The sequence below is a fragment of the Endobacter medicaginis genome, from assembly GCF_014192375.1.
GTDB classification, from domain to species: Bacteria; Pseudomonadota; Alphaproteobacteria; order Acetobacterales; family Acetobacteraceae; genus Endobacter; species Endobacter medicaginis.
On the sequence record NZ_JACHXV010000011.1, the window covers coordinates 12,801 to 32,315 of the forward strand.

Consider the following 19,515-nt stretch of genomic DNA (forward strand, 5'->3'; position numbering starts at 1 on the left):
AACCCATCGCGCCGTATCGGGCAACGGCCGCCCCGCCTCGCTCAGTCCTGCGGGAAGGCGATCGCGTCGCTGGACCGGCAGGCGAGCAGGGCGGGCCGGTCGCGCTCCAGCGCACCGCGGATCGCCTGGGCCGGCCGCAAGGCCACCAGCTCCGTGCCGTCGGCGAGCCGGAAACGCAGCCGTACGCGCTCGCCCAGCGGCTGCGCATCGAGCAGTGTCGCGGCGAGATCGCCGCGCTCGGTCTGCTCCGGCAGCCGGTCGACGAAGGCGACCGCCAGTCGGTCGGGCCGGATCGCCACCTCGCAGGGCGATCCTTCCGCCAGCGCCCCCGCCCCGGGCCGGCGCGGCGCCATTGCCCCGATCCGCGCCCCACAGGCGAGCCGGACGTCGAGCATGTCGTCCAGGTCCAGCACCTGCCCGGGCAGCAGGTTGGCATGGCCGAACGCCTCGGCCACCGCCGCGTGCCACGGTTCCTCGAGCAGCGTGCGCGCGCGCCCCTCCTGCCGCAGGCCGCCTGCCTCCAGCAGCCCCGCGCGTGCCCCGAAAGCCAATGCCTCGTCGGGATCGTCGGTCGCCAGCATCGCCGTCAGCCCGTGCGCCAGGATCAGTCGCCGCAGCCGCGCCAGCAGGGTGCTGCGTTCGGGCGGTGCGAGGCCGCCGCCCGGATCGTCCAGCAGCAGCAGGCGCGGCCGGCAGGCGAGGGCCCGAGCGATATGGGCCCGCACGCGCTCGGCGGCCGAGACCTGCGTCGGTCGCAAATGTGCCACCGCGTCCAGCCCGAGCCAGGCCAGCATCTCCGAGGCGCGTGCCAGTGCCCGGTCCCGGTCATGGCCGATGATCCGCAGCCCGAGCGCGACATTCGCAGCCAGGTCGAGATGCGCCAGCAACGGATCCCGTGCGCTGGCGAGTCCCACCAGGCGCGGATCGGGCCGTGGTGTCGAATCGCGCCGGATGGTTCCCAGCCCGGGGCCTGCGATCGGCCGTCCGTCGATGCAGCCAAGTCCCGCGATCGCCGCCTGTCGCCCCGACAGTGCGGCGAACAACTCGCTGCCCGACGACAACGGACGGCACAGCAGGGCGACTGCCTCCCCACGGCCCAGCTCGAGGCTCACCGGACCGCATCCGCAGGTCGCCAGTCCGCTCAGGGTCAGCATCGCCACCGCTCCCGCGGACGGGATACGGAAACCCGCCCGGCCGGATCACGTTCGTATCGGTCACAACCATCACCCGTGCCATGCCGGCACGGCACGGGTATCGCAGGCAGGCAGACCTCGGTAGACATCGGTCGGGTCATAGGTGGAGGATAACATGGGCTGGTTCAGCAAGGCGAAATCGGCGTCTGCCGAGGTGATCGACGATCCGAAGGGCAAGGCCGACGAAATCGCGGCACAGGTCAGTTCGCTGCGCGAACAGGTCGAACAGCTCCTGAACGAACGCGTCACGCCCGCCGTCGCCGATGCGGCCGATCGCGCGGAGAGTGCGCTGAACACCGCCCGTGATTTCACCAGCGAGAACCTCGCCACGGTGACCGAGCAGGTCCACGGTCAGCCGCTGGTGGCTCTGGCCCTGGCCGCAGCGGCCGGCTATCTCATCGGTCGCGTGGCGGGCTGAGGGCATGCGCGGCATCGAACTCGGCAAGGTCGCAGCGCAGGCCGAACTGCTTCGCGTCAAACGCATCGTTCGCCGGACCGGGACGCAGGTCGCAGCCTTCGTCGTCGCCGGGCTGTTCGGCCTGTTCGCGCTGGCGTTCCTGCACGTGCTCGGCTGGGAGGCGCTGGCGCGTCCTGACGCGGTCGGCCCGATCTGGGCGTCGGTCATCATCCTTGCGGTCGATCTGGTCATCGCCCTGATCGGGCTGATGCTGGGGCGGGGCAAGGTGGCCGATCCGATCGAGATCGAGGCCCGCATCACCCGTGACCGCTCCCTGACGGAGATGCGCAACGCCTTCGCGCTGACCGCGCTCACCGCCGCCCTGACCGGCCCGATCGGGCGCCGGGCGGGGATGGCGCTGGTGGGGCTGATCCGCCGCTCGGTCAGACGCCGCTAAAACACGGGCCCGGCGCCGTCGGTCCAGCCCGGTCCGCACGGCGCTACAGGGCCCGGCGACGCAGTTCGTCGATCTGTGCCTGTTCGCGCCGTATCGCCTGTCGCGCCTCCGCCTCGGCACGGCTCGCGATCAGCCTTTCGACCACTTCCACCGCCGCCCTGGCGAGGCCGAGCGCTGCCCGAGCCCGGTCGACCGCCCCGCCGGCCTCGCGCTCGGTGTCGCGGCATCGGGTAATCTCGGCCTGACCGATGTGCAGCCAGCGGGCGAATGCTTCCACCGCGCCGTCGCCGGCGTCCAGGGCACTGGCCGCCCGCGTCTCCCGTTCGAGGTTCTCCTCGGCCAAATGGAGGCGATGCTGGGCGACATGATGGGCATCGAGACTCTCGGCCACCATGCGCCGTGCATCGTCCATGGCCTGTTTGCGTAGCCGCAACAGCGACAGTAGCGGGTCCTTCATCAGCTGTTCCCTCCTGGTGCGGCCGAGGCCGGGTCGAGTGCCAAGCGAAGCTGTGCAAAGGCGTCGAGACGCGACATGTGCTCGTCGCGTCCCTGCCGGAGCACTTTCTCGAGCCGCGGCATCAGCACGATCGCCTCGTCGACATCCGGATCGCTGCCGGCCTTGTAGGCCCCCAGCCGGATCATGTCGGACATCTCGGCATGCGTGCTCATCACCCGGCGTGCGCGCGAGGTCAGGGCGTTCTCGTCGGCGTCGTTGCAGCGCGGCACGCTGCGCGACAGCGAGCGCAGGACGTCGATGGCCGGATAGCGTCCCGCCTCGCCGAGACGGCGGTCCATCACCACATGTCCGTCGAGGATGCCGCGTACCGCGTCTGCGACCGGCTCGTTGTGGTCATCACCCTCGACAAGCACGGTGAACAGCGCCGTGATCTGCCCCGCGGCGCCGGCCGGTGTCACCGGCCCCGGCCCGGCACGTTCCAGTAGCCGAGGCAGTTCCGCGAACACGCTCGGCGGGTAGCCGCGCGTCGCCGGCATCTCACCCGCCGACAGGGCGATCTCCCGAAGCGCCAGACAGAACCGCGTCACGCTGTCCATCAGCAGCAGGACCGACAGGCCCTGGTCGCGGAAATGCTCGGCCACGGTCATCGCGGCATAGGCCGCCTCGCGCCGCATCAACGGCGGACTGTCCGAGGTGGCGATGACGGTCACCGACCTGGCCACGCCATCCGGGCCAAGGTCGTCCTCGAGGAATTCGCGCACCTCACGGCCGCGTTCTCCCACCAGGGCGATGACGGCGACGTCGCAATCCGCATGCCGGGCCAGCATCGACAACAGGGTCGACTTGCCTACGCCCGAGCCCGCGAACAGCCCGAGCCGCTGTCCCGCCCGACAGGTGGTGAACAGATCCAGCGCCCGTACTCCAAGGTCGATCCGCGGCCCCAGCCTGGCGCGGTCGGTGGCCTGCGGCGGTGCGGCGCGCGCCGGGCGCACCACATCGCCGCTGACAAGTGACCCCTTGCCGTCGACAGGACGGCCGAGCGGATCAATGACCCGTCCGAGCCAGCTCTCATGCACCGCCAACCCTGGTCGCCGGTCGCGAAAGCACGCATCGGGGCTGCCGGGCTCGAGCCAGAGATCGAGGCGGGCCTGTGTGCCAGGCCCGATCCCGTCGAGCGACCCGAACACCATGGCCTGTGCCACCGGCGGCGCGTCCGCCTCCTGAAGGGTGAAGCCGACGACTTCCGCCGCGATGCCCTCGCCGCCGCGACTGCGCAGGTCAAGCCGATCGCCGATCGCGACATGACCGCCGAGTCCCTCCACGGCAACGGCAAGGCCCGAGACACCCGTCACCCGCCCGCAGACCTCGCCAAAGGGCATTACGGAGATGTGATGACGCGCCAACACAACCTCAGGATGCATTATCAAGAGCGACACCTACCCAAAAAAACATGGTTTTTCATAACATTAACCAACATGACACGAATTATTCGCTTCGCAAGCGAATTTACCTCGCTTTCATACACGCAAAAGTGGTACCAAAAGGTTACCAAGCCAAAGGAAGTTGGTGATGCGTGTACTTATGGTTGAAAATGACCTGCACAATGCACGGATGATGAGTGCCCTGTTCGAGAGCGCCAGGCTGACGGCCGATGTGGCTGAAAGCGGCGACGACGCACTCGAGATGGCACGCCATTACGACTACGATATCGTCGTGACCGCGTCCGATCTGCCCGACATGGATGGGGTGGAACTGCTGCGGCGCCTGCGTCTCGCGCGCAATCTGGCGCCGGTGATGATGATCGGCGCCCCCGCGCGCAGCGACCTGCGTCTGCGCGCTTTCGCGACCGGCGCCGATGACGTGATGGCGGCTCCGGTCGACCCTGCCGAATTCCTTGCCCGGCTGCGCGCCATCGTCCGCCGCAGTCGCGGCTACAGCAACGCCGCACTGAGTGTCGGCAACATTACCCTGCACATGGAAACGCGCGAGGCCGCGGTCGCCGGCCGGCCGGTCCACCTCACCGGCAAGGAATATGCGATCCTCGAACTGCTGGTGCTGCGCAAGGGCATGGTCCTTACCAAGGACGCCTTCCTCAGCCACCTCTATGGCGGTCTCGACGAGCCGGAAATGAAGATCATCGACGTCTTCGTCTGCAAGCTTCGCAAGAAGCTCGCCCTGGCGGGGGCCGACAATCTCATCGCCACCCTGTGGGGACGTGGCTACATGCTGCGTGAGGAAACCCGCGCGCCCGTCGCGGCGTCGGCGGCATCCATTCTGTCGAAAGCGCCTGTCGCCGCTGCGGCCTGAGGCCGCAGCGGCTCAGGTCGTGAACTGCTCGATCGCAATCCGCTCGGACAGCCCCTGTTCCGGATCGAACAGGACCGTCACTCCGAGCTGGCGATCTTCCGCGACCTCGACCTCCTCAACGTCGCGCACCTCGGTGAAGTCCGCGACCGCCGCGGCAGGCCGCTTGTCCGCCTCGCCGATGCGGAAACGCACCCGGGCGGTGCTGGGCAGCAACGCGCCACGCCAGCGCCGCGGCCTGAAGGCGCTGATCGGTGTGAGCGGCAGCAGATTGGCCGAAAGCGGCACGATCGGCCCATGCGCGGAAAGGTTGTAGGCCGTCGACCCGGCCGGGGTCGCCACCAGCACCCCGTCGCAGATCAGCTCCTCCATCCGCACCTTGGCGTCCACGGTGATCTCGATCTTGCAGGCCTGCCGGGTCTGGCGGAACAGGAAGACATCGTTCAATGCGAGGGCCTCATGGCGCTGCCCGTCCAGCGTGGTGGCCAGCATGCGCAGCGGGTGCAGCACCGCCGCCTGGGCCCGGGCAAGCAGGTCCGGCACATCGTCGAGATGCACGCCGTTCATCAGAAACCCCACCGATCCGCAGTTCATCCCGTATACGGGCGTCCCGGTGCGCAGCGCCCTATGCAGGGTCTCCAGCATGAAGCCGTCACCGCCGAGGCAGACGATGTATTCCGCCGCCTCGAATCCAACGTCGCCATAACGGGCGACGAACTGCCTCAGCAGGGCTTGCGCCGACTCGGTGGCCGATGCGGTGAAGGCGATGCGGCTCACGCGGACAACTCGCGCCGGTGCTCGACCACTGGCATGTCCGCCCGGACGCGGCGGGTGAGTGCGCGGTCGATCCGCGCGCTGGCCCAGCCCGGCCCGCGCGAGGCCTCGGCCACCACCGTTCCCCATGGGTCGACGATCAGCGAATGGCCGAAGGTCATCCGCGTCGCGCCCTGTTCGTTGGCATGCGGCCCGCACGTTCCGGCTGCCGCGATCCAGCATTGCGTCTCGATCGCCCTGGCCCGCAGCAGTGTATGCCAGTGGGCCGCTCCGGTTTCGGCCGTGAAGGCCGCCGGCAACACGATCAACTCGCTTCCTGCGGCCCTCAGCGCGGAAAACAGGTAGGCGAAGCGCAGATCGTAACAGATCGCGCAGCCTGCGATCAGCCCCCCCGCGTCGAACGTCGCAAGCCGGCTGCCGCATGCATAGGTGTCGCTCTCGCGATAGCTGTGGCCGCTCGGCGAGACGATGTCGAACAGATGCACCTTCCGGTAGCGCGCCAGCTCCATTCCGTTCGGACCAAACACCAGCGAGGTATTGAAAAGCCGATCCGGGCGCTGAGGGTCACGCTCACCGATCGATCCGCCATGCAGCACGATGCGATGCCTGCGCGCTGCGTCCGACAGTGCCTCGTATGTCTCGCCCGGTTCGCGGCCGGCCAGCGGTTCGGCATTCGCGAACTTGGTCTCTCGTGTCCCGCCGAGGCTGTTCCACACTTCCGGCAGCACCACCAGCTGCGGACGGTCCGCATCGACGGCCTCGTCGATCAAGCGGATCGTGGTCGCGATATTGGCCTGCTTGTCCGTCCCCGGCGAAGTCTGCACGACGCTGACGCGCATGGATCTGATCGCTCCCGCCTCAATTCCGCCGCATGTCCGGCCGGGGCAGTCCTATCTCAATTGCGCGCGTCGTGCACCTCGATGCCGATTAGGGAAAGATGGGCCTCAGTGGCCGTCGGTACCCCCGGATATGCGAACCGGAAGGCGTGATGCGAGCGTCAGCCACTCCTCGGGAAGATCTTCGGCGAGGGAGCCGGTAAACCGTCCGGCAAGCGAGCGCTCGACCCACAGATCGAAGGCAGAACCATCGATCGGGCCGCGTGGTGTCACAGATCCTGTGAAACGCTGGGTCATCATACTCATCACATCGCCTTGCCGTTGGCGCGGTTGCATGGCGGGTCCGGATTTCAGGTCCGGGCTGTCATGTCGGCCGCGCCTGTCCGCTCAGCCCAGCGTCGTCAGCACACGCTGCATGTCACGTGCGGCGAGGCTGCCCGGATGTCGTACCGGCAGCGGCACCTGGTGGCGGATCGCATCCTTGACGCGCTCGTCGCGACGGATCACCCCCGCCAGCGGCGGTTCCTTGCCCAGAAAGGTCCGACAGGCCCGTGCCAGGATCGCGTGGGTCTTCTCGCCACTGCCGAGCGTGCTGGCCTGGTTGATCACGATGCGTGCATCGGCGGCGGCTCCGCGACGGAGGTGACGGTGGTCGCGATCCAGCAGCTTGAGCACCGCATAGGCATCGGTGAGCGAGGTTGGCTCGTCGGTCGCGAGCACCAGGCTGATATCGGCCGAGGCCGCCAGCCGTCGCATCGCAGGATCGATCCCGGCGCCGAGATCAAGCAGCACGGTATCGTACTGGGAGGCGCGGCGCATGCCGTCGAGCAGCCGTTCGAGACTGCGCGCATCCATGCCGGCCAGTGTCCCCGCCCCGGACCGTCCGGCCAGCACGTCGAAACGCTGGCCGGGCTCCGTGCCATAGCGCGTCACCGCCTCCTCGAGCGGCACGTCGCGGCCGATGACGCTGGACAGGTCGCGTTCCGGCAGCAGGCCGAGCTGGATATCGACATTGGCCAGTCCCAGGTCGCCGTCGAACAGCAGCACACGTTGCCCGGCGCGGGCCAGCAGGCAGGCCGCACTTACCGAGAACCATGTCTTGCCGACGCCGCCCTTGCCGGAGGCAATGGCAATCACCCGCGACGTGGGTTCGGAGGCCGGCGTCCGCACGGTCGTCGCGGCCGGGCGCTCGACGGCATGCGCGGCTGCCGGGGCTCGGGAGGGCAGGGTGTTGATGGAAACCATCGGGGTTGTCCTTGTCTCGGTCAGCGTCTTGCCTGCTGGGCGGCGATGTGAGCGCTAATCAGGGCTGCATGTCGGTCATTGAAGGTGCGGGGTGTCGCGTCGGGCACGATGTTGATCGGCGCGCTCTGTGCGAGCGGTCGGCGTTGGGCCAGCCGCCGGGCGAGCAGGTCCGGACCCAGATCACTGATGCCGGCGGTCCCGAGCAGGGCAGCGGCCAGCGAGAATTCGCCGGCGAGGCAGCCGGCCAGCGGTCCGCCCAGGCGTCCCGAACTGGCGAAGCGGGTGATGATGAGCCTGTCCAGCTCGTCCAGAGCCTGTCGCGCGGCACAGGCGAACTCGGCCGCCTCCAGCGGATCGGTCCCCGCGGCGATCGTCATCATGGGTCTCGCCCCGGCGGTCTCGGCCAACGCTCCGATGCTTTCGGCCGAATCGGGGCTGAACGGATCCAGAGGTGGGGTGTCGATCAGCAATACCGTCTCGGCATCCTGCCGCGCGAGAGCGCGCCGCAGCGTGTCGGGCCGGTCGGCAACGATGAGCGTCAGCCCGAGCGCGCGCGTCGCCGCAGCCAGGGTCTCGGCAGCGCCGGGGCGCCGGTCGGCGGTGATGACCATCGGCAGGCCGCCGGCAAGAAGATGTCGCCGCGCGAGGGCAACGATGCTGCTCGTGCGCCCGCTGCCGGCAGCGCCGCAGACGAGGAGAGCCTGTCGGGCGCGATCGTCGCTTGCCGGGCGGAAGACGAACCGTCGTGAACAGGCATCGGAAAGGCTTTCCCCGGTTCGAGGGCTGAGCGCATCGACCAGGATCGGTGGCAGATTGTGCCACACGAAGCTCGCCATCAGCGCCGGATCCGGTGGCGGCGCGGGCACGTCGTCGAAACGCTCCAGCTCGTCCTGCGCGGCGTCTTCCGGGTCGATGGCCGCAGTCACCTCCACGCCGCCCGCGATCTCGCGCGAGGACAACAGCAGAGCGTCCGCACCAAGCTCCTCGCGCAGCAGCGAGATCGCCCCGCGCAGGGTCGGAGCGGAAAACACCTTGACCCGCATCAGATGGTGGCCAGCGTGCGGATGCGGACCCGGGGTGAGATCTCGTTCTGGGCCAGCACCGGCGTGTGCGGACGGATGCGCTCGACGATGGCGCGAATCTGAGGCCGGATCGATCCGCTCACCAGCACCACAGCCGACTCTCCCGTTGCCGCTACCTGGTCAAGTGTCGCACGCAGACGGTTAATGAAGTCCGAAAGACGGCTCGGCGCCATCGCGAGATGCCGGTCGTCGGCCGGACCGACCAGACTCTCGATGATCGCGGCTTCCCATTCCGGCGAGAGCGTCACGAGTGGCACATAGCCGCCTGGCCCGACATGGCTGTCGCTGATCTGTCGCGCCAGCCTGGCTCGGACGTGTGCGACGATGGCAGTGGTGGCGCGCATGCCGACGCTGCACGCATCCTGCACGCCCTCGAGGATCGTGGTCAGGTCGCGGATCGAGACCCGCTCGGCCAGCAGGGCCTGCAGGACACGCTGCACGCCGCCGACGCTGATCTGTGTGGGGATCATGTCAGCAACGAGTTTCTGCTGTTCGCGGGGCAGTTCGTCGAGAAGCTTCTGCGTCTCGCTGTAGGACAACAGCTCCGCCATCATCTGCCGGACCATCTCGGACAGATGCGTGGTGATCACACTGGCCGGATCGACGACGGTCAGCCCGCGGAACAGGGCATCCTCACGTTGCGCGGTATCGATCCACAGCGCCGGCAGGCCGAAGGCGGGCTCGACGGTCGGCTCGCCGGCCAGATCGGGCGTGCCGCCTTTCGGGTCCATCACCAGCAGGCGGGCAGGATGCACCTCGCCGCGACCCGCCTCGATCTCCTTGAGACGAACGACATATTGCGAGGCGCCGAGCTGCATGTTGTCCTGGATGCGCACGGGCGGCAGGACGAAGCCCATTTCAGAGGCGAAGCTGCGCCTCAGGGTGCGGATCTGTTCGGTCAGGCGTGGACTGTCGCCGCCCGCCATGGGCAGCAGGCCAAATCCGAGCTCGAGGCGGATCATGTCGATGCGCATTGCCTCTGCGATCGGCGGCTCGCTGCTGGCGGCAGGCGCGATCACGCTCGCATCGTCGTCGTCGGTCGCCGCGCGCACCGGATGACGCCGACGCAACCAGGCAGCGCCACCCGCAAGCGCGGCCAGACCCAGAAACGGGATCGCCGGCAGTCCGGGCATCAGGGCAAGGATCGCGGCGGCGGCAGCGGCGAGGGCCAGAGGCTTCTCGCTGCCGCCGAGCTGTCGCATCAGGGCCGCATCCGCGGTACCTTCGATACCGCCCTTCGTGACCACGATGCCCGCGGCGGTGGAGACGATCAGTGCCGGGATCTGTGACACGAGCCCGTCGCCGATGGTCAGGGTGGTGAAAGTGGATGTCGCATCGGCGAACGGCATGCCATGTCGGAGCAATCCGATCGCCAGTCCACCGACGATATTGATCGCGGTGATCAGCAATCCGGCGATCGCATCCCCGCGGACGAACTTCGCCGCGCCATCCATCGCGCCGTAGAAGGCGCTCTCCTGCTCGAGCTCGCTTCGCCGCAACCGAGCAATCTTTTCGGTGATCGCGCCGGCGGAAAGTTCCGCGTCGATAGCCATCTGCTTGCCGGGCATGGCATCGAGGCTGAAGCGCGCGGCCACCTCGGCGATTCGGCCCGAACCCTTGGTGATCACCATGAAGTTGACGATCATCAAGATGGCGAAAAGGATGACGCCGATCACCACGTCACCGCCCATCAGGAAGCCGCCGAACGCCGCCACGATGTGACCGGCAGCGAGTGGCCCTTCATGGCCGTGCCCGAGGATCAGACGCGTCGTCGCGACCTCGAGAGACAGCCGCAGCAGGGTGGTCAGCAGCAGAAGGGTCGGAAAACTGGTGAAATCGAGCGGACGACGCAGGAACAGGGCCACCATCAGCACCAGCACGGAGGACGTGACCGATACGGCGAGTCCGAAATCCAGCAGCAGGGTGGGCAGCGGCAGGATCAGCAGCGACAGCAGGCACACGACGCCGATGGCGAGGCCGATATCGGCGCCGGGCGCGAAACGGCGCCACCGACGGGCCATGTCGCCAAGGCCGCCGAGCGCGAGTGTTGCGCGCTGGCCGGCGGCGACCTGAGGGGCGGGCAGGACCGCGCCGGTCATGCGGATCTCATTTCAGGTGACGGCACCCTGACCCCCTGTGCTGCATAGTCGCGCAGCTTGTTGCGCAGTGCGCGGATCGAGATCCCAAGCAGGGTCGCCGCATGTGTACGGTTGCCGAGCGTATGATGCAGGGTTTCGATGATGAGTTTCTGTTCCAGACCGCCCACGGTCTGGCCGACCAGATTGTGGACCGGCATGGGTGCTGTGACGGCAGTGGCGCTCGTCAGACCCAGCGCGTCAGCATCGATTTCCTCGCCCTCGGCGAGCAGCACGGCGCGATGCACGAGGTTCTGGAGTTCGCGGATGTTCCCCGGCCAGGCATGCCTCGCCAGCGCCTGGAGCGCCGAAGGTGCGAGCCGGCGCGGTTCCAGACCATTCAGGCTGGCGTAGTGCTGGGCATAATGGTGCGCAAGCGGTCCGATATCGCCGGGCCGTTCCCGCAGCGCGGGGAGTCTGAGATTGACGACATCGAGTCGAAAATAAAGATCGGCCCGGAACCGACCCGCCGCGACCTCGTCGGCGAGGTCGCGGTTGGTGGTGGCGATGATGCGGGTGTCGACGCGCACCGGCCCGCTGCCGCCCAGCCGGTCGATCTCGCGCTCCTGGATGGCACGCAGAAGCTTGGCCTGCAGTCGCAGGTCCATCTCGCTGATCTCGTCGAGCAACAGCGTGCCGCCGGAGGCGGCCTCGAATTTGCCGATGCGTCTGGCGACAGCGCCACTGAACGCGCCCTTCTCGTGTCCGAACAGCTCCGATTCCAGCAGTGCCTCGGGAATCGCGGCGCAGTTGATCGCGACGAACGCCGCCGGCGCACGCCGGGAGTGTCGGTGGAGGTAGCGCGCCATCACCTCCTTGCCTGTGCCGGACTCGCCGCAGATCAGCACGGTCGCTTCCGATGCTGCGATTTTTTCGGCCTGACGCAGAAGCTGGCGCATGCGTGGATCGACCGCGACCATAGGATCACTGCGTTCGACAAGCCCTGTCAGAATGGCCGCGATGGCTTCCGCATCAGGCGGCAGTGCGATGAATTCACGTGCCCCGTCGCGGATCGCGCGTCCGGCCGCCACCGGATCGAGCCGGCTGCCGCACGCCACGACAGGCAGCGCGATACGCTCGCTCGCCATTGCGCTGCCGAGCCTGCCCACGCTGTCCGGATCGCCGTCGATGTCGCAGATGACGATATCAAAGCGGCCTTCCTCGCGAAGACGCGCGATACCCGCAGCGACCGAGGCCACGCGCGTGAACGCGGTGCCGCGCTGCGCGGCGACCGCGCTGCCGAACGTCAGCGCCACGTCATCGGGTCCGATGACCAGAAGATGCATCTGCGACCTCCCTCAGTTCAGACGGCGCGATCGGCCTTGACGATCTCGGTCATCGTCACGCCCAGGCGGCTGTCGTCGACCATCACGACCTCGCCGCGCGCGACAAGGCGATTGTTGACGTAGATGTCGATGGCCTCGCCGAGCTTGCGGTCGAGCTCGACAACGGCGCCCCGCCCCAGCTTGAGGAGCTGGCTGACCTGCATCGTGGTCTTGCCCAGTACCGCGCTTACGGTGACCGGGATGTCGTAGACGGCGTCGAGATCCTGGGCGGCGCGGCTGCCATGGCCCGATCCGAGATCGCTGCTCGCGGATCCCGCAAATCCCTTCGCGTCGATCACATCGAATTCCTGTGTCATGCTTGATGTCCTCGGATTGTGGTCGTGGTGGAGAGATCGGCGAGGCAGGCCATCAGCGTCTGCAGGATGGTCTGCCCGCTGCGCGTGAAATGCCCATGGCGCCAGTGAACCCTGACGTCCCCCGGCCCCAGCGTGTCGCTGCACGACCACTCCGCGTTGGGCGGCAGGTCGGCCAGCAGCCCGGCCAGTCGTCGATGTGTCTCCGCACTCGTCTCGATCACCAGCCGGCAGGCCGGGTCGATACCGGCGCGCAGTGCCGTCAGTGCGGCCTGCACATCGAGATGACCATGCTCGCGCAGCAAGGACGGCAGGATCGCACGCAATGCCTCGCCGACCAGCCCCACGACCTCGCTCGCAGTCGCAGAGAGCGACGCCGCGAGGGCGGTGTCGGCGCTGTCGATGGCCTGGCGCAGCATCGCGACCATACGGACAGTCTCGGCGGCCTGCGACGCGGCGATGGAGACGCTCGCTTCATGTTGGCCGGCTGCGAATCCTTCCTGCCAGGCCGCATCGAGCGCCGTCGGATCAGGGATGGCGACCGCCATGGGTTCAGGCGGCGGCGCGACCCGTGGCGGCTCGTCGAAATCCTCGGCGTATAGAATGTCGGGCAGCTGACAGGCCCATGCAGCATGATGGGTCACTCCACCATCTCCTCGTCCTGTCGACCCGAGATCTCGATCTCACCCTGTGCTGCAAGCTCCTTCGCGTTGGCGACGATCTTCATCTGGGCGTCGTCGACGTCGCGAAGCCTGACCGGACCGAGGGAGGCGATGTCATCGCGCATCATCTTGCCGGCGCGTTCGGACAAGCAGGAGAGAAAGGTGTTCCGGACCTGTTCGGATGCACCCTTCAGTGCGAGGGGCAGGAGTTCCTTGTCTACGGCCCGCATGAGGGTCTGGATCGCCGACATCGACAGACGACCGAGATCCTCGAAGGTGAACATCAGCGATCTGACCCGGTCCGCCGATTCCCGCGAACGGGATTCGAGCGACGCCATGAAGCGGGCCTCGACCGACCGGTCGAGGTTGTTGATGATCTCGGCAATCAGCTCATGACTGTCGCGACGCGCGCTGCGGGTCAGGTTCGACATGAACTCGGCCCGCAGGGTTTTCTCGATGCCCGTGAGGACATCCTTCTGAATGCTCTCCATGCGCAGGATGCGCATGACGACGTCGCTGGCGAGGGCCTCGGGCAGCAACGCCAGAACTCTTGCGGAATGTTCTGGCTTGATCTTCGACAGGACGACGGCGATGGTCTGCGGATACTCGTTCTTGAGATAATTCGCGAGCAGCGATTCGTTGACGTTGCCGAGCTTGTCCCACATCGTGCGGCCCGCGGGGCCGCGGATCTCCTCCATGATCTGGGTGGCCCGATCGCGAGACAGAGTCTTCTGCAGCAGGCGCTCGGTGCTGTCGAGCGTACCGAGAAGCGCGCTCGACTGACCCATCATCTGAGCGAATTCGCCACAAAGCTGCTCGACGAGTGTGGCATCGATGCTGCCAAGCTGCGACATCGCGAAGGAGATGTCGCGGATTTCCTCCTCATGCAGCATCGAGAAGATCTGTGCGCACTGCTCCTCGCCGAGCGCCAGCATCAGGACGGCAACCTTCTGCGGACCGTTGAGCACGCGGGTTTCATTGTGTGTCATGTCAGCCTGCCTCATGTCCGAGCCAGCCGCGAACGATGCTGAGGCTTTCCATCGGATGGGTTCGGACCAGATCGCTGATCTGGCGAAGTGACGATGCGCGGAGCTGTCCATCCACACGGGCGAGGTTGATCATCGTATCGACGCTGTTCGACGCCTCGACCCCCAATGCGGGCAGATCCTCCGGCGTGGCGGCGTTCCCTTCCGGTCCGGGCAGACGCGCGAGCGCACTGGCTGGCGGGAGGTTCGCCGGCGACTGGTCGCCGGGAGGCGCGGCGAGTCGCAACATGGTCGGACGCACCACCAGCAGCAGGGCGAGCAGGACAAACACGCCAAGAAGCGCCGTCTGCACAACATGCATGAGATCCGGGCTGCCGAAAGAAAGCCACCGCGAGGGTGCTGTCGCTGTATCGGCGCCGATTGCCGCGTCGCCGGTGGAGAAGCGCATGCTGACCACGGTGACGGCATCGCCGCGCTTGGGGTCGAAGCCGATCGCGGTCTTGACCAGGCTGGTGATCTGGTCGAGCTCCGCCTGCGATCTCGGCTTGAAGACTGCATTCGGCCCACCCGTGGTCTCGTCGGCGCCATTGACAAGCACCGAGACGGTCACACGCCCGATCCTGGGCTCGTCGTCGATGACGGTGCGGACGGTCTTGCCGATCTCGTAGTTGTTGGTCTCTTCCTCACGGTCGGCCTGGCTGCCATTGGCGGGCTGACCTGCATTGGCGTTGGGCAGGTTGTTCGAAACAGAGGTGGTCTGTGTCGCTTCGCTGTTGCGGGACTTGTCCGAACTGGTCTTCTGGCTGCGCAGGACCTGCTGGTCGGGGTTGAAGCTCTCCTGCGTCTCGCGGCGCTGCTGCATGTCCATGGTGACCGAAGCCTCGGCGCGGACATTGCCGGCGCCGAGCGAGGGTGCGAGCAGATCCTCGATGGTCCGCTCGAGCCGAAGCTCGGTCTGCTGGCGCAGATCGGCGATCGAGCCGGCGCCGTCCAGCCCGGGCTGCGCGACACCCGCGCGGGCCAGGACATTGCCGCGCGTGTCGATAATGGAGATGTTCTGTGCCTTGAGCTCGGGGACCGCGGCAACCACCAGCGTCTGGATCGCCTGGGCGGCCTCCGGATCGAGCCGGGCCGCACCGCTGAGCGACAGCAGCACGCTCGCCTGTGCCGGCTGGGTGTCGGAAGCGAACGGCGCGCGATGAGGCAGCACCAGATGCACCCGAGCGGTGCGAACGCCGTGCACCAGGCTGATCGAGCGGACCAGCTCGCCCTCCAGGGCGCGGGTCTGGTTGATGGTCTGTTCGAACTGCGTCTGTGTCAGGTTGTCGCCGCGATCGAAGATCTCGTAGCCAACCGAGCCACCGGACGGCAGCCCGGATTTCGCCAGCAGCAGCCGTGCCTGGAGCACCTGGTTCTCGGGAACCTCGATACGGTCACCCTGTCCGCCGAGCCGGTTCGGGATATGCGCCTTGTCGAGCGCATCGACCATCTGCCCGGCCTCGCGAAGGTCGAGATCACCGTAGAGCAACGCCATCGCGGGGTGTGATCCACCGCTGGCGAGCACAACCAGCATGGCAAGCATGCCGATCGCCACCGCACCCATCGCCCCCAGCCGTGCCGGGCCAAGTGATTTGAGGCTGTCGAGCAGCGGCTTCATTGCAGGCCGATGCCCGAGGGGTAAATGGCGATCTGCGGCGTTGGAACAGGCGAGGGTCTCGATCGCATGGTTGGATATCCCGGACTGACCGGCATCCTGCCGGCAGCAACCATCTTGCGCCCGAGTTGGTGAATGAGCCCTTAACGACCCGGCAAATCATGCCGGGATGGCCGTCCTCAGCTGGTCGATTTGGTCGTGATCGTGCTCACGCTGGAGAGTGGAATGGTTGCACTGCCGAATTGGGCCTGCGTGCTGCCGTCAGTGGCGCGCGTGATGCCGGTCACCTTGGCGGTGCTGCCGAAGGTGAGTGGCGTGGTTGAGGTGCCGCTGCCCTGGGCGACGAGAGCGGCCGTGTAGGTGCCGTCGGGCTCGGCGACGCCATCGTCGCTGGTTCCGTCCCATGTCCAGGTGTTGGCGCCCTTGGTGGCGTTCACCTGTTCGGTCCGGATCACGTTGCCGCTGCTGTCGGTGATTGCGATGGCGACCGGCTCGGCGCCGGTGGTCGAGAACTGCAAAGTCGCGGCGGAATTCTGCAATGCGAATTGACTGCCGGAGACGCTGACGGTGTCGCCGATCAGCGACTGTGCGGAAGTCAGCGTGCTGGACTGGCCGGCGGTGATGAGCTGGGTGAGATTGGTGTTGGTCTTGACCTGCTGCTCGACGCCGGCGAATTGCGCGAGTTCGCTTGTGAAGCTGTCCGAACTCATCGGACTGGTCGGGTCCTGATTCTGCAGCTGCGTCGTCAGCAAGGTCAGAAATGTGTTGAAATTGCTGGTCAGTGACGACAGCGCGCTGCTCGAACTCGCTGCCGTGGCGGACGTGTCCGCGCTGGCGGCGGTGGTTGCGGCCGTACGGGCGCTGGCGATGGCGGCTTGGGTGAGGCTGTTTGTCGAAAGGGTCGACTGGCTCATGGCAAACTCCGTGGTGCAATCGGTGCGGTCGGGCTAGACGGTGATGTTGACGGGTCTGGACCCGGCTGCCAGCGCGGTGGCGCGATCTGGCCAGGTGACAGACATCCCCTCGCCCATGCCGGGCATGCGCGACCGATCTCTCTGCGTCCGGTCCGGCCGCCCAAACGACCCATGCTCGCTCCCGCCGGAATTATTCCCGCTGGAAGTGAAAGCATCGTTAAGACCCGCTGAGTGTTCGGTGGCCTGGGCATGATGCTGCTGCCTGTCGTCGAAGGACATCGACAGCGTGTTGTCTGTGTCGACCGGTCGGACAGGGGCAATCGATTCCTGCCGGAACGTCACCTCGACCGGGCTGTGCTCGCCAAGTCCGGCCTCATTGACGGCGTGTCGGAGTTGTCCGACCTCCCCCGCCAGGGCGTGCAGGGTTTCGGGCCGGCCCGCCTCGAAGGTCAACGTCGTATGCCCGGCCGCATCCCGCGACAGGGTCACGCGCACCGTTCCGAGTGTGTCCGGAGACAGATGCAGCACGATCTGACCCGGCTGCCCCGAGCCGCCGACGAGCGTCATGATCGCAGGCGCGACCTGCGACGTCAGCGGGGTGGCTGTGGAAGCATGACCGGTGGCGGCCGTCTCGTGTGTGGCAGCAGGCTCCGACGCCCGGGTCTCGACCGGCACGGTCTGTGCGACGATCAGGTCGAGGGCTCCGCCGGTGTCCGCGGGGTGTGACAGCAGCGTCTGATCATTGGTCGTGGCGGACGGTTCGTCCTGTCCCGACGGGCCGGATGCGGCTGGCGGGGGTTGGGAGGCCGGCGTGTCATCGTTCGTGGCTGGGCCGGTCTGCAGCGGCGAATCGCCTGGAAGAGGCGGCGTGACCTGCGGGCCGCGCTGCGACACGTCACGGCCCGGCGCGACGGGGCCGGTCTCTCCCGCTGCCGACCCGCCGCCGGCGTGCCGAGGCTGCGACGGATCGGGAAGCGAGGGCAGCGTTGCCGGCGGCTGGAGGGCGAGTGTCGTGCCGGTAGTCTGTGCCGGCTGGCCTGACGCATCGTCATCGGCGGATGTGACGGTGTCGCGGTGCGGATGCGCATCGTCGGACCTGGTTCCGTGCGCAGGCCGTGTGTCGGCGTGCCGTGAAGGGGAGCCGGTCTGCGCTTGCGGATCCATCCCGGCCAGGGCCTCGGCAAACGGGTTGGCCTTCGACGTCACGGCCGGTGATGTCGAGGACTGTGCGCCGGTCGCCTGGACGGCTGTGGCGGGGGAACTTGCGATAACGAGCGTCATGACTGACTCTCAGCAAGAAGCGGGCCAGAGGGATTTCGCCATAACGCCGCCGCTCCGCGTCATCGAACATCGCGCGACGGCAGTTTCTGCCCGGCACATCCGGCGTGCCCGGCAGAAAATGCCGGGTCAGTTGCTCCACAAATGCCGGCGGATCCTGCGTCGCCGCTCTGGCATGGCTTGTGCATCGCACTCGCCATCAGCGTCTTGCAACCGGAGTGTCGAGCATGTCGATCTTTTCTGCCATGGGTACCGCCGTCAGCGGACTGAGCGCGCAGTCCGCCGCCTTCACCAACATCAGCGACAACATCGCCAACAGCCAGACGACCGGCTTCAAGTCCACCGGCACCAGCTTCACCGATTATCTCACATCGAGCAGCGCGCGGCAGAACGATTCCGGCAGTGTGGTCGCCACCCCGGATTACGAAAACGATGTCCAGGGCAGCATCACGCAGAGCAGCAACAAGCTCGCCCTTGCCATCTCCGGCTCGGGCTTCTTCAACGTCGCCGAGGTCTCGGGTTCGTCGAGTGGCAAGACCACCAGTTTCCAGAATCAGCAATTCTATACCCGCAACGGCGATTTCTCGCAGAACCTCCAGGGTTATCTGGTCAACACCTCCGGCGATTATCTCGAAGGCTACATGGCGAATGCCAGCACCGGGGCGCTGTCGTCGACCCTGCAGCCGATCAATGTGAGCGACGTTGCATTCCGTCCGGTCCCGACCTCGACGATCTCGGCCACCGTCACGCTGCCGCAGAGCCAGGGCACCACCACGCCGAGTTCAAGCGTCAGCGTGTATGATTCGGCCGGCAATGCGCATAGCGTGGCGTTGAACTGGCAGCAGAGCGCCAGCAATGCGAACCAGTGGACGGTCACCGCCACTCCCGATGGCAGCAGTGCGGCCGCGACGCAGGCCACCGTGACCTTCAACAGCAGCGGCACGATCGCCTCGATCGCGTCGGGCGGCACGACCACCTCCACGCTGGGCGGCACGGCGTCGTTCTCCGTGCCGGTCAACGGAGCCAGCGTGGCGATCGATCTCGGCAAGATCGGCGTCAGCGGCGGTACCACGCAGGCGACCGATTCCACCACCGGCTACAGCGCCACGGAACTCTCCCAGGACGGTGTCGCCACCGCCAACTACACGGGCATCGCGATGGGCACCAACGGCGACGTCTCGGCGGTGTTCGACAATGGCTCGACGCAGGTGATTGCCCATGTCCCGCTGGCGAAGTTCGCCAATCCGGACGGCCTGCAGCGACAGAACGGGCAGGCCTTCACCGCGTCTGCGCTGTCGGGCAGTGCGCGGCTCTACGATGCCGGCACCTCCGGCGCCGGAACCTTGCAGACCGGTGCGACCGAGGCGTCGAACGTCAATATCGACACCGATCTCACCAGGCTGATCGTCGCGCAGCAGGCCTACAGCGCCAATGCCAAGGTCGTCACCACCGCCGACCAGATGCTTCAGACGACGCTTCAGATGAAGCAGTGATCACGATCT

At 67.1% G+C, this 19,515-nt stretch carries 20 protein-coding genes; 4 read left to right on the forward strand and 16 right to left on the reverse strand.

Annotation, left to right across the window (positions count from 1 at the left end; translation table 11 throughout):
* Nucleotides 1–41: 41 nt before the first annotated feature.
* Entirely contained in the window at nt 42–1,154 is a 1,113-nt protein-coding gene (locus FHR90_RS12885; protein ID WP_183275356.1) for an ATP-binding cassette domain-containing protein, read from the reverse strand.
* Nucleotides 1,155–1,347: 193 nt separating this feature from the next.
* On the opposite strand from FHR90_RS12885, the gene FHR90_RS12890 reads away from it, so the two are divergent.
* Complete coding sequence (locus FHR90_RS12890; protein WP_176623359.1) at nt 1,348–1,611, forward strand: hypothetical protein; 264 nt, start codon at nt 1,348–1,350, stop codon at nt 1,609–1,611.
* A gap of 4 nt (nt 1,612–1,615) precedes the next feature.
* The gene (locus FHR90_RS12895; protein WP_176623360.1) at nt 1,616–2,047 is read left to right on the forward strand and encodes a phage holin family protein; all 432 of its coding nucleotides are present in this window, start codon (nt 1,616–1,618) and stop codon (nt 2,045–2,047) included.
* Between the two features lie 43 nt (nt 2,048–2,090).
* On the opposite strand, the gene FHR90_RS12900 is transcribed toward FHR90_RS12895, so the two are convergent.
* Nucleotides 2,091–2,504 carry a flagellar FliJ family protein gene (locus FHR90_RS12900; protein ID WP_176623362.1) on the reverse strand — a complete coding sequence of 138 codons (414 nt, stop codon included), beginning with the start codon at nt 2,502–2,504 and terminating at the stop codon, nt 2,091–2,093.
* Nucleotides 2,504–3,925: a FliI/YscN family ATPase gene (locus FHR90_RS12905; RefSeq protein WP_176623365.1), complete on the reverse strand. Its 1,422-nt coding sequence runs from the start codon at nt 3,923–3,925 to the stop codon at nt 2,504–2,506. The genes FHR90_RS12900 and FHR90_RS12905 overlap by 1 nt, the downstream gene beginning before the upstream one ends.
* Nucleotides 3,926–4,073: 148 nt before the next feature.
* Here FHR90_RS12905 and FHR90_RS12910 point away from each other — a divergent pair, with 148 nt between their 5' ends.
* The gene (locus tag FHR90_RS12910; protein ID WP_176623367.1) at nt 4,074–4,811 is read left to right on the forward strand and encodes a response regulator transcription factor; all 738 of its coding nucleotides are present in this window, start codon (nt 4,074–4,076) and stop codon (nt 4,809–4,811) included.
* 12 nt (nt 4,812–4,823) lie between these two features.
* Here FHR90_RS12910 and FHR90_RS12915 read toward each other — a convergent pair whose 3' ends face one another.
* From FHR90_RS12915 to FHR90_RS17750, 13 genes are all read right to left on the reverse strand, one after another.
* Nucleotides 4,824–5,585, reverse strand: a complete 762-nt coding sequence (locus FHR90_RS12915; protein WP_266152822.1) for an NAD kinase — start codon at nt 5,583–5,585, stop codon at nt 4,824–4,826.
* Nucleotides 5,582–6,421 carry a carbon-nitrogen hydrolase family protein gene (locus FHR90_RS12920; RefSeq protein ID WP_246330253.1) on the reverse strand — a complete coding sequence of 280 codons (840 nt, stop codon included), beginning with the start codon at nt 6,419–6,421 and terminating at the stop codon, nt 5,582–5,584. Before FHR90_RS12920 ends, FHR90_RS12915 begins: the two co-directional genes overlap by 4 nt.
* A gap of 105 nt (nt 6,422–6,526) precedes the next feature.
* Entirely contained in the window at nt 6,527–6,724 is a 198-nt protein-coding gene (locus tag FHR90_RS12925; RefSeq protein WP_176623371.1) for a hypothetical protein, read from the reverse strand.
* An 81-nt stretch (nt 6,725–6,805) separates the two neighbouring features.
* On the reverse strand, nt 6,806–7,663 hold the full coding sequence (locus FHR90_RS12930; RefSeq protein ID WP_176623373.1) for a nucleotide-binding protein: 858 nt from the start codon (nt 7,661–7,663) through the stop codon (nt 6,806–6,808).
* A gap of 20 nt (nt 7,664–7,683) precedes the next feature.
* Entirely contained in the window at nt 7,684–8,706 is a 1,023-nt protein-coding gene (locus FHR90_RS12935) for a hypothetical protein (protein ID WP_183275357.1), read from the reverse strand.
* The gene (gene flhA / locus FHR90_RS12940; protein ID WP_246330265.1) at nt 8,706–10,766 is read right to left on the reverse strand and encodes a flagellar biosynthesis protein FlhA; all 2,061 of its coding nucleotides are present in this window, start codon (nt 10,764–10,766) and stop codon (nt 8,706–8,708) included. The genes FHR90_RS12935 and flhA overlap by 1 nt, the downstream gene beginning before the upstream one ends.
* A gap of 74 nt (nt 10,767–10,840) precedes the next feature.
* The gene (locus FHR90_RS12945) at nt 10,841–12,166 is read right to left on the reverse strand and encodes a sigma-54-dependent transcriptional regulator (RefSeq protein WP_176622914.1); all 1,326 of its coding nucleotides are present in this window, start codon (nt 12,164–12,166) and stop codon (nt 10,841–10,843) included.
* Nucleotides 12,167–12,183: 17 nt separating this feature from the next.
* Nucleotides 12,184–12,522, reverse strand: coding sequence for a flagellar motor switch protein FliN (fliN, locus tag FHR90_RS12950; RefSeq protein ID WP_246330254.1), 339 nt, complete (start codon nt 12,520–12,522; stop codon nt 12,184–12,186).
* Nucleotides 12,519–13,163 (reverse strand): FliH/SctL family protein, encoded by a 645-nt coding sequence (locus FHR90_RS12955; RefSeq protein WP_176622912.1) that lies wholly within the window; start codon nt 13,161–13,163, stop codon nt 12,519–12,521. Before FHR90_RS12955 ends, fliN begins: the two co-directional genes overlap by 4 nt.
* Nucleotides 13,160–14,170, reverse strand: coding sequence for a flagellar motor switch protein FliG (gene fliG / locus FHR90_RS12960; RefSeq protein WP_176622919.1), 1,011 nt, complete (start codon nt 14,168–14,170; stop codon nt 13,160–13,162). Before fliG ends, FHR90_RS12955 begins: the two co-directional genes overlap by 4 nt.
* Before the next feature lies 1 nt (nt 14,171).
* A complete protein-coding gene (gene fliF, locus FHR90_RS12965; RefSeq protein ID WP_176622910.1) occupies nt 14,172–15,824 on the reverse strand; it encodes a flagellar basal-body MS-ring/collar protein FliF in 1,653 nt (550 codons plus the stop codon).
* Nucleotides 15,825–16,000: 176 nt separating this feature from the next.
* Nucleotides 16,001–16,735, reverse strand: a complete 735-nt coding sequence (locus tag FHR90_RS12970) for a flagellar hook assembly protein FlgD (protein WP_176622908.1) — start codon at nt 16,733–16,735, stop codon at nt 16,001–16,003.
* 33 nt (nt 16,736–16,768) lie between these two features.
* Nucleotides 16,769–17,629, reverse strand: a complete 861-nt coding sequence (locus tag FHR90_RS17750; RefSeq protein WP_176622906.1) for a flagellar hook-length control protein FliK — start codon at nt 17,627–17,629, stop codon at nt 16,769–16,771.
* A 611-nt stretch (nt 17,630–18,240) separates the two neighbouring features.
* Between FHR90_RS17750 and flgE the strand changes: the two genes are divergently transcribed.
* Nucleotides 18,241–19,506 (forward strand): flagellar hook protein FlgE, encoded by a 1,266-nt coding sequence (flgE, locus tag FHR90_RS12980; RefSeq protein WP_176623887.1) that lies wholly within the window; start codon nt 18,241–18,243, stop codon nt 19,504–19,506.
* Nucleotides 19,507–19,515: the final 9 nt, after the last annotated feature.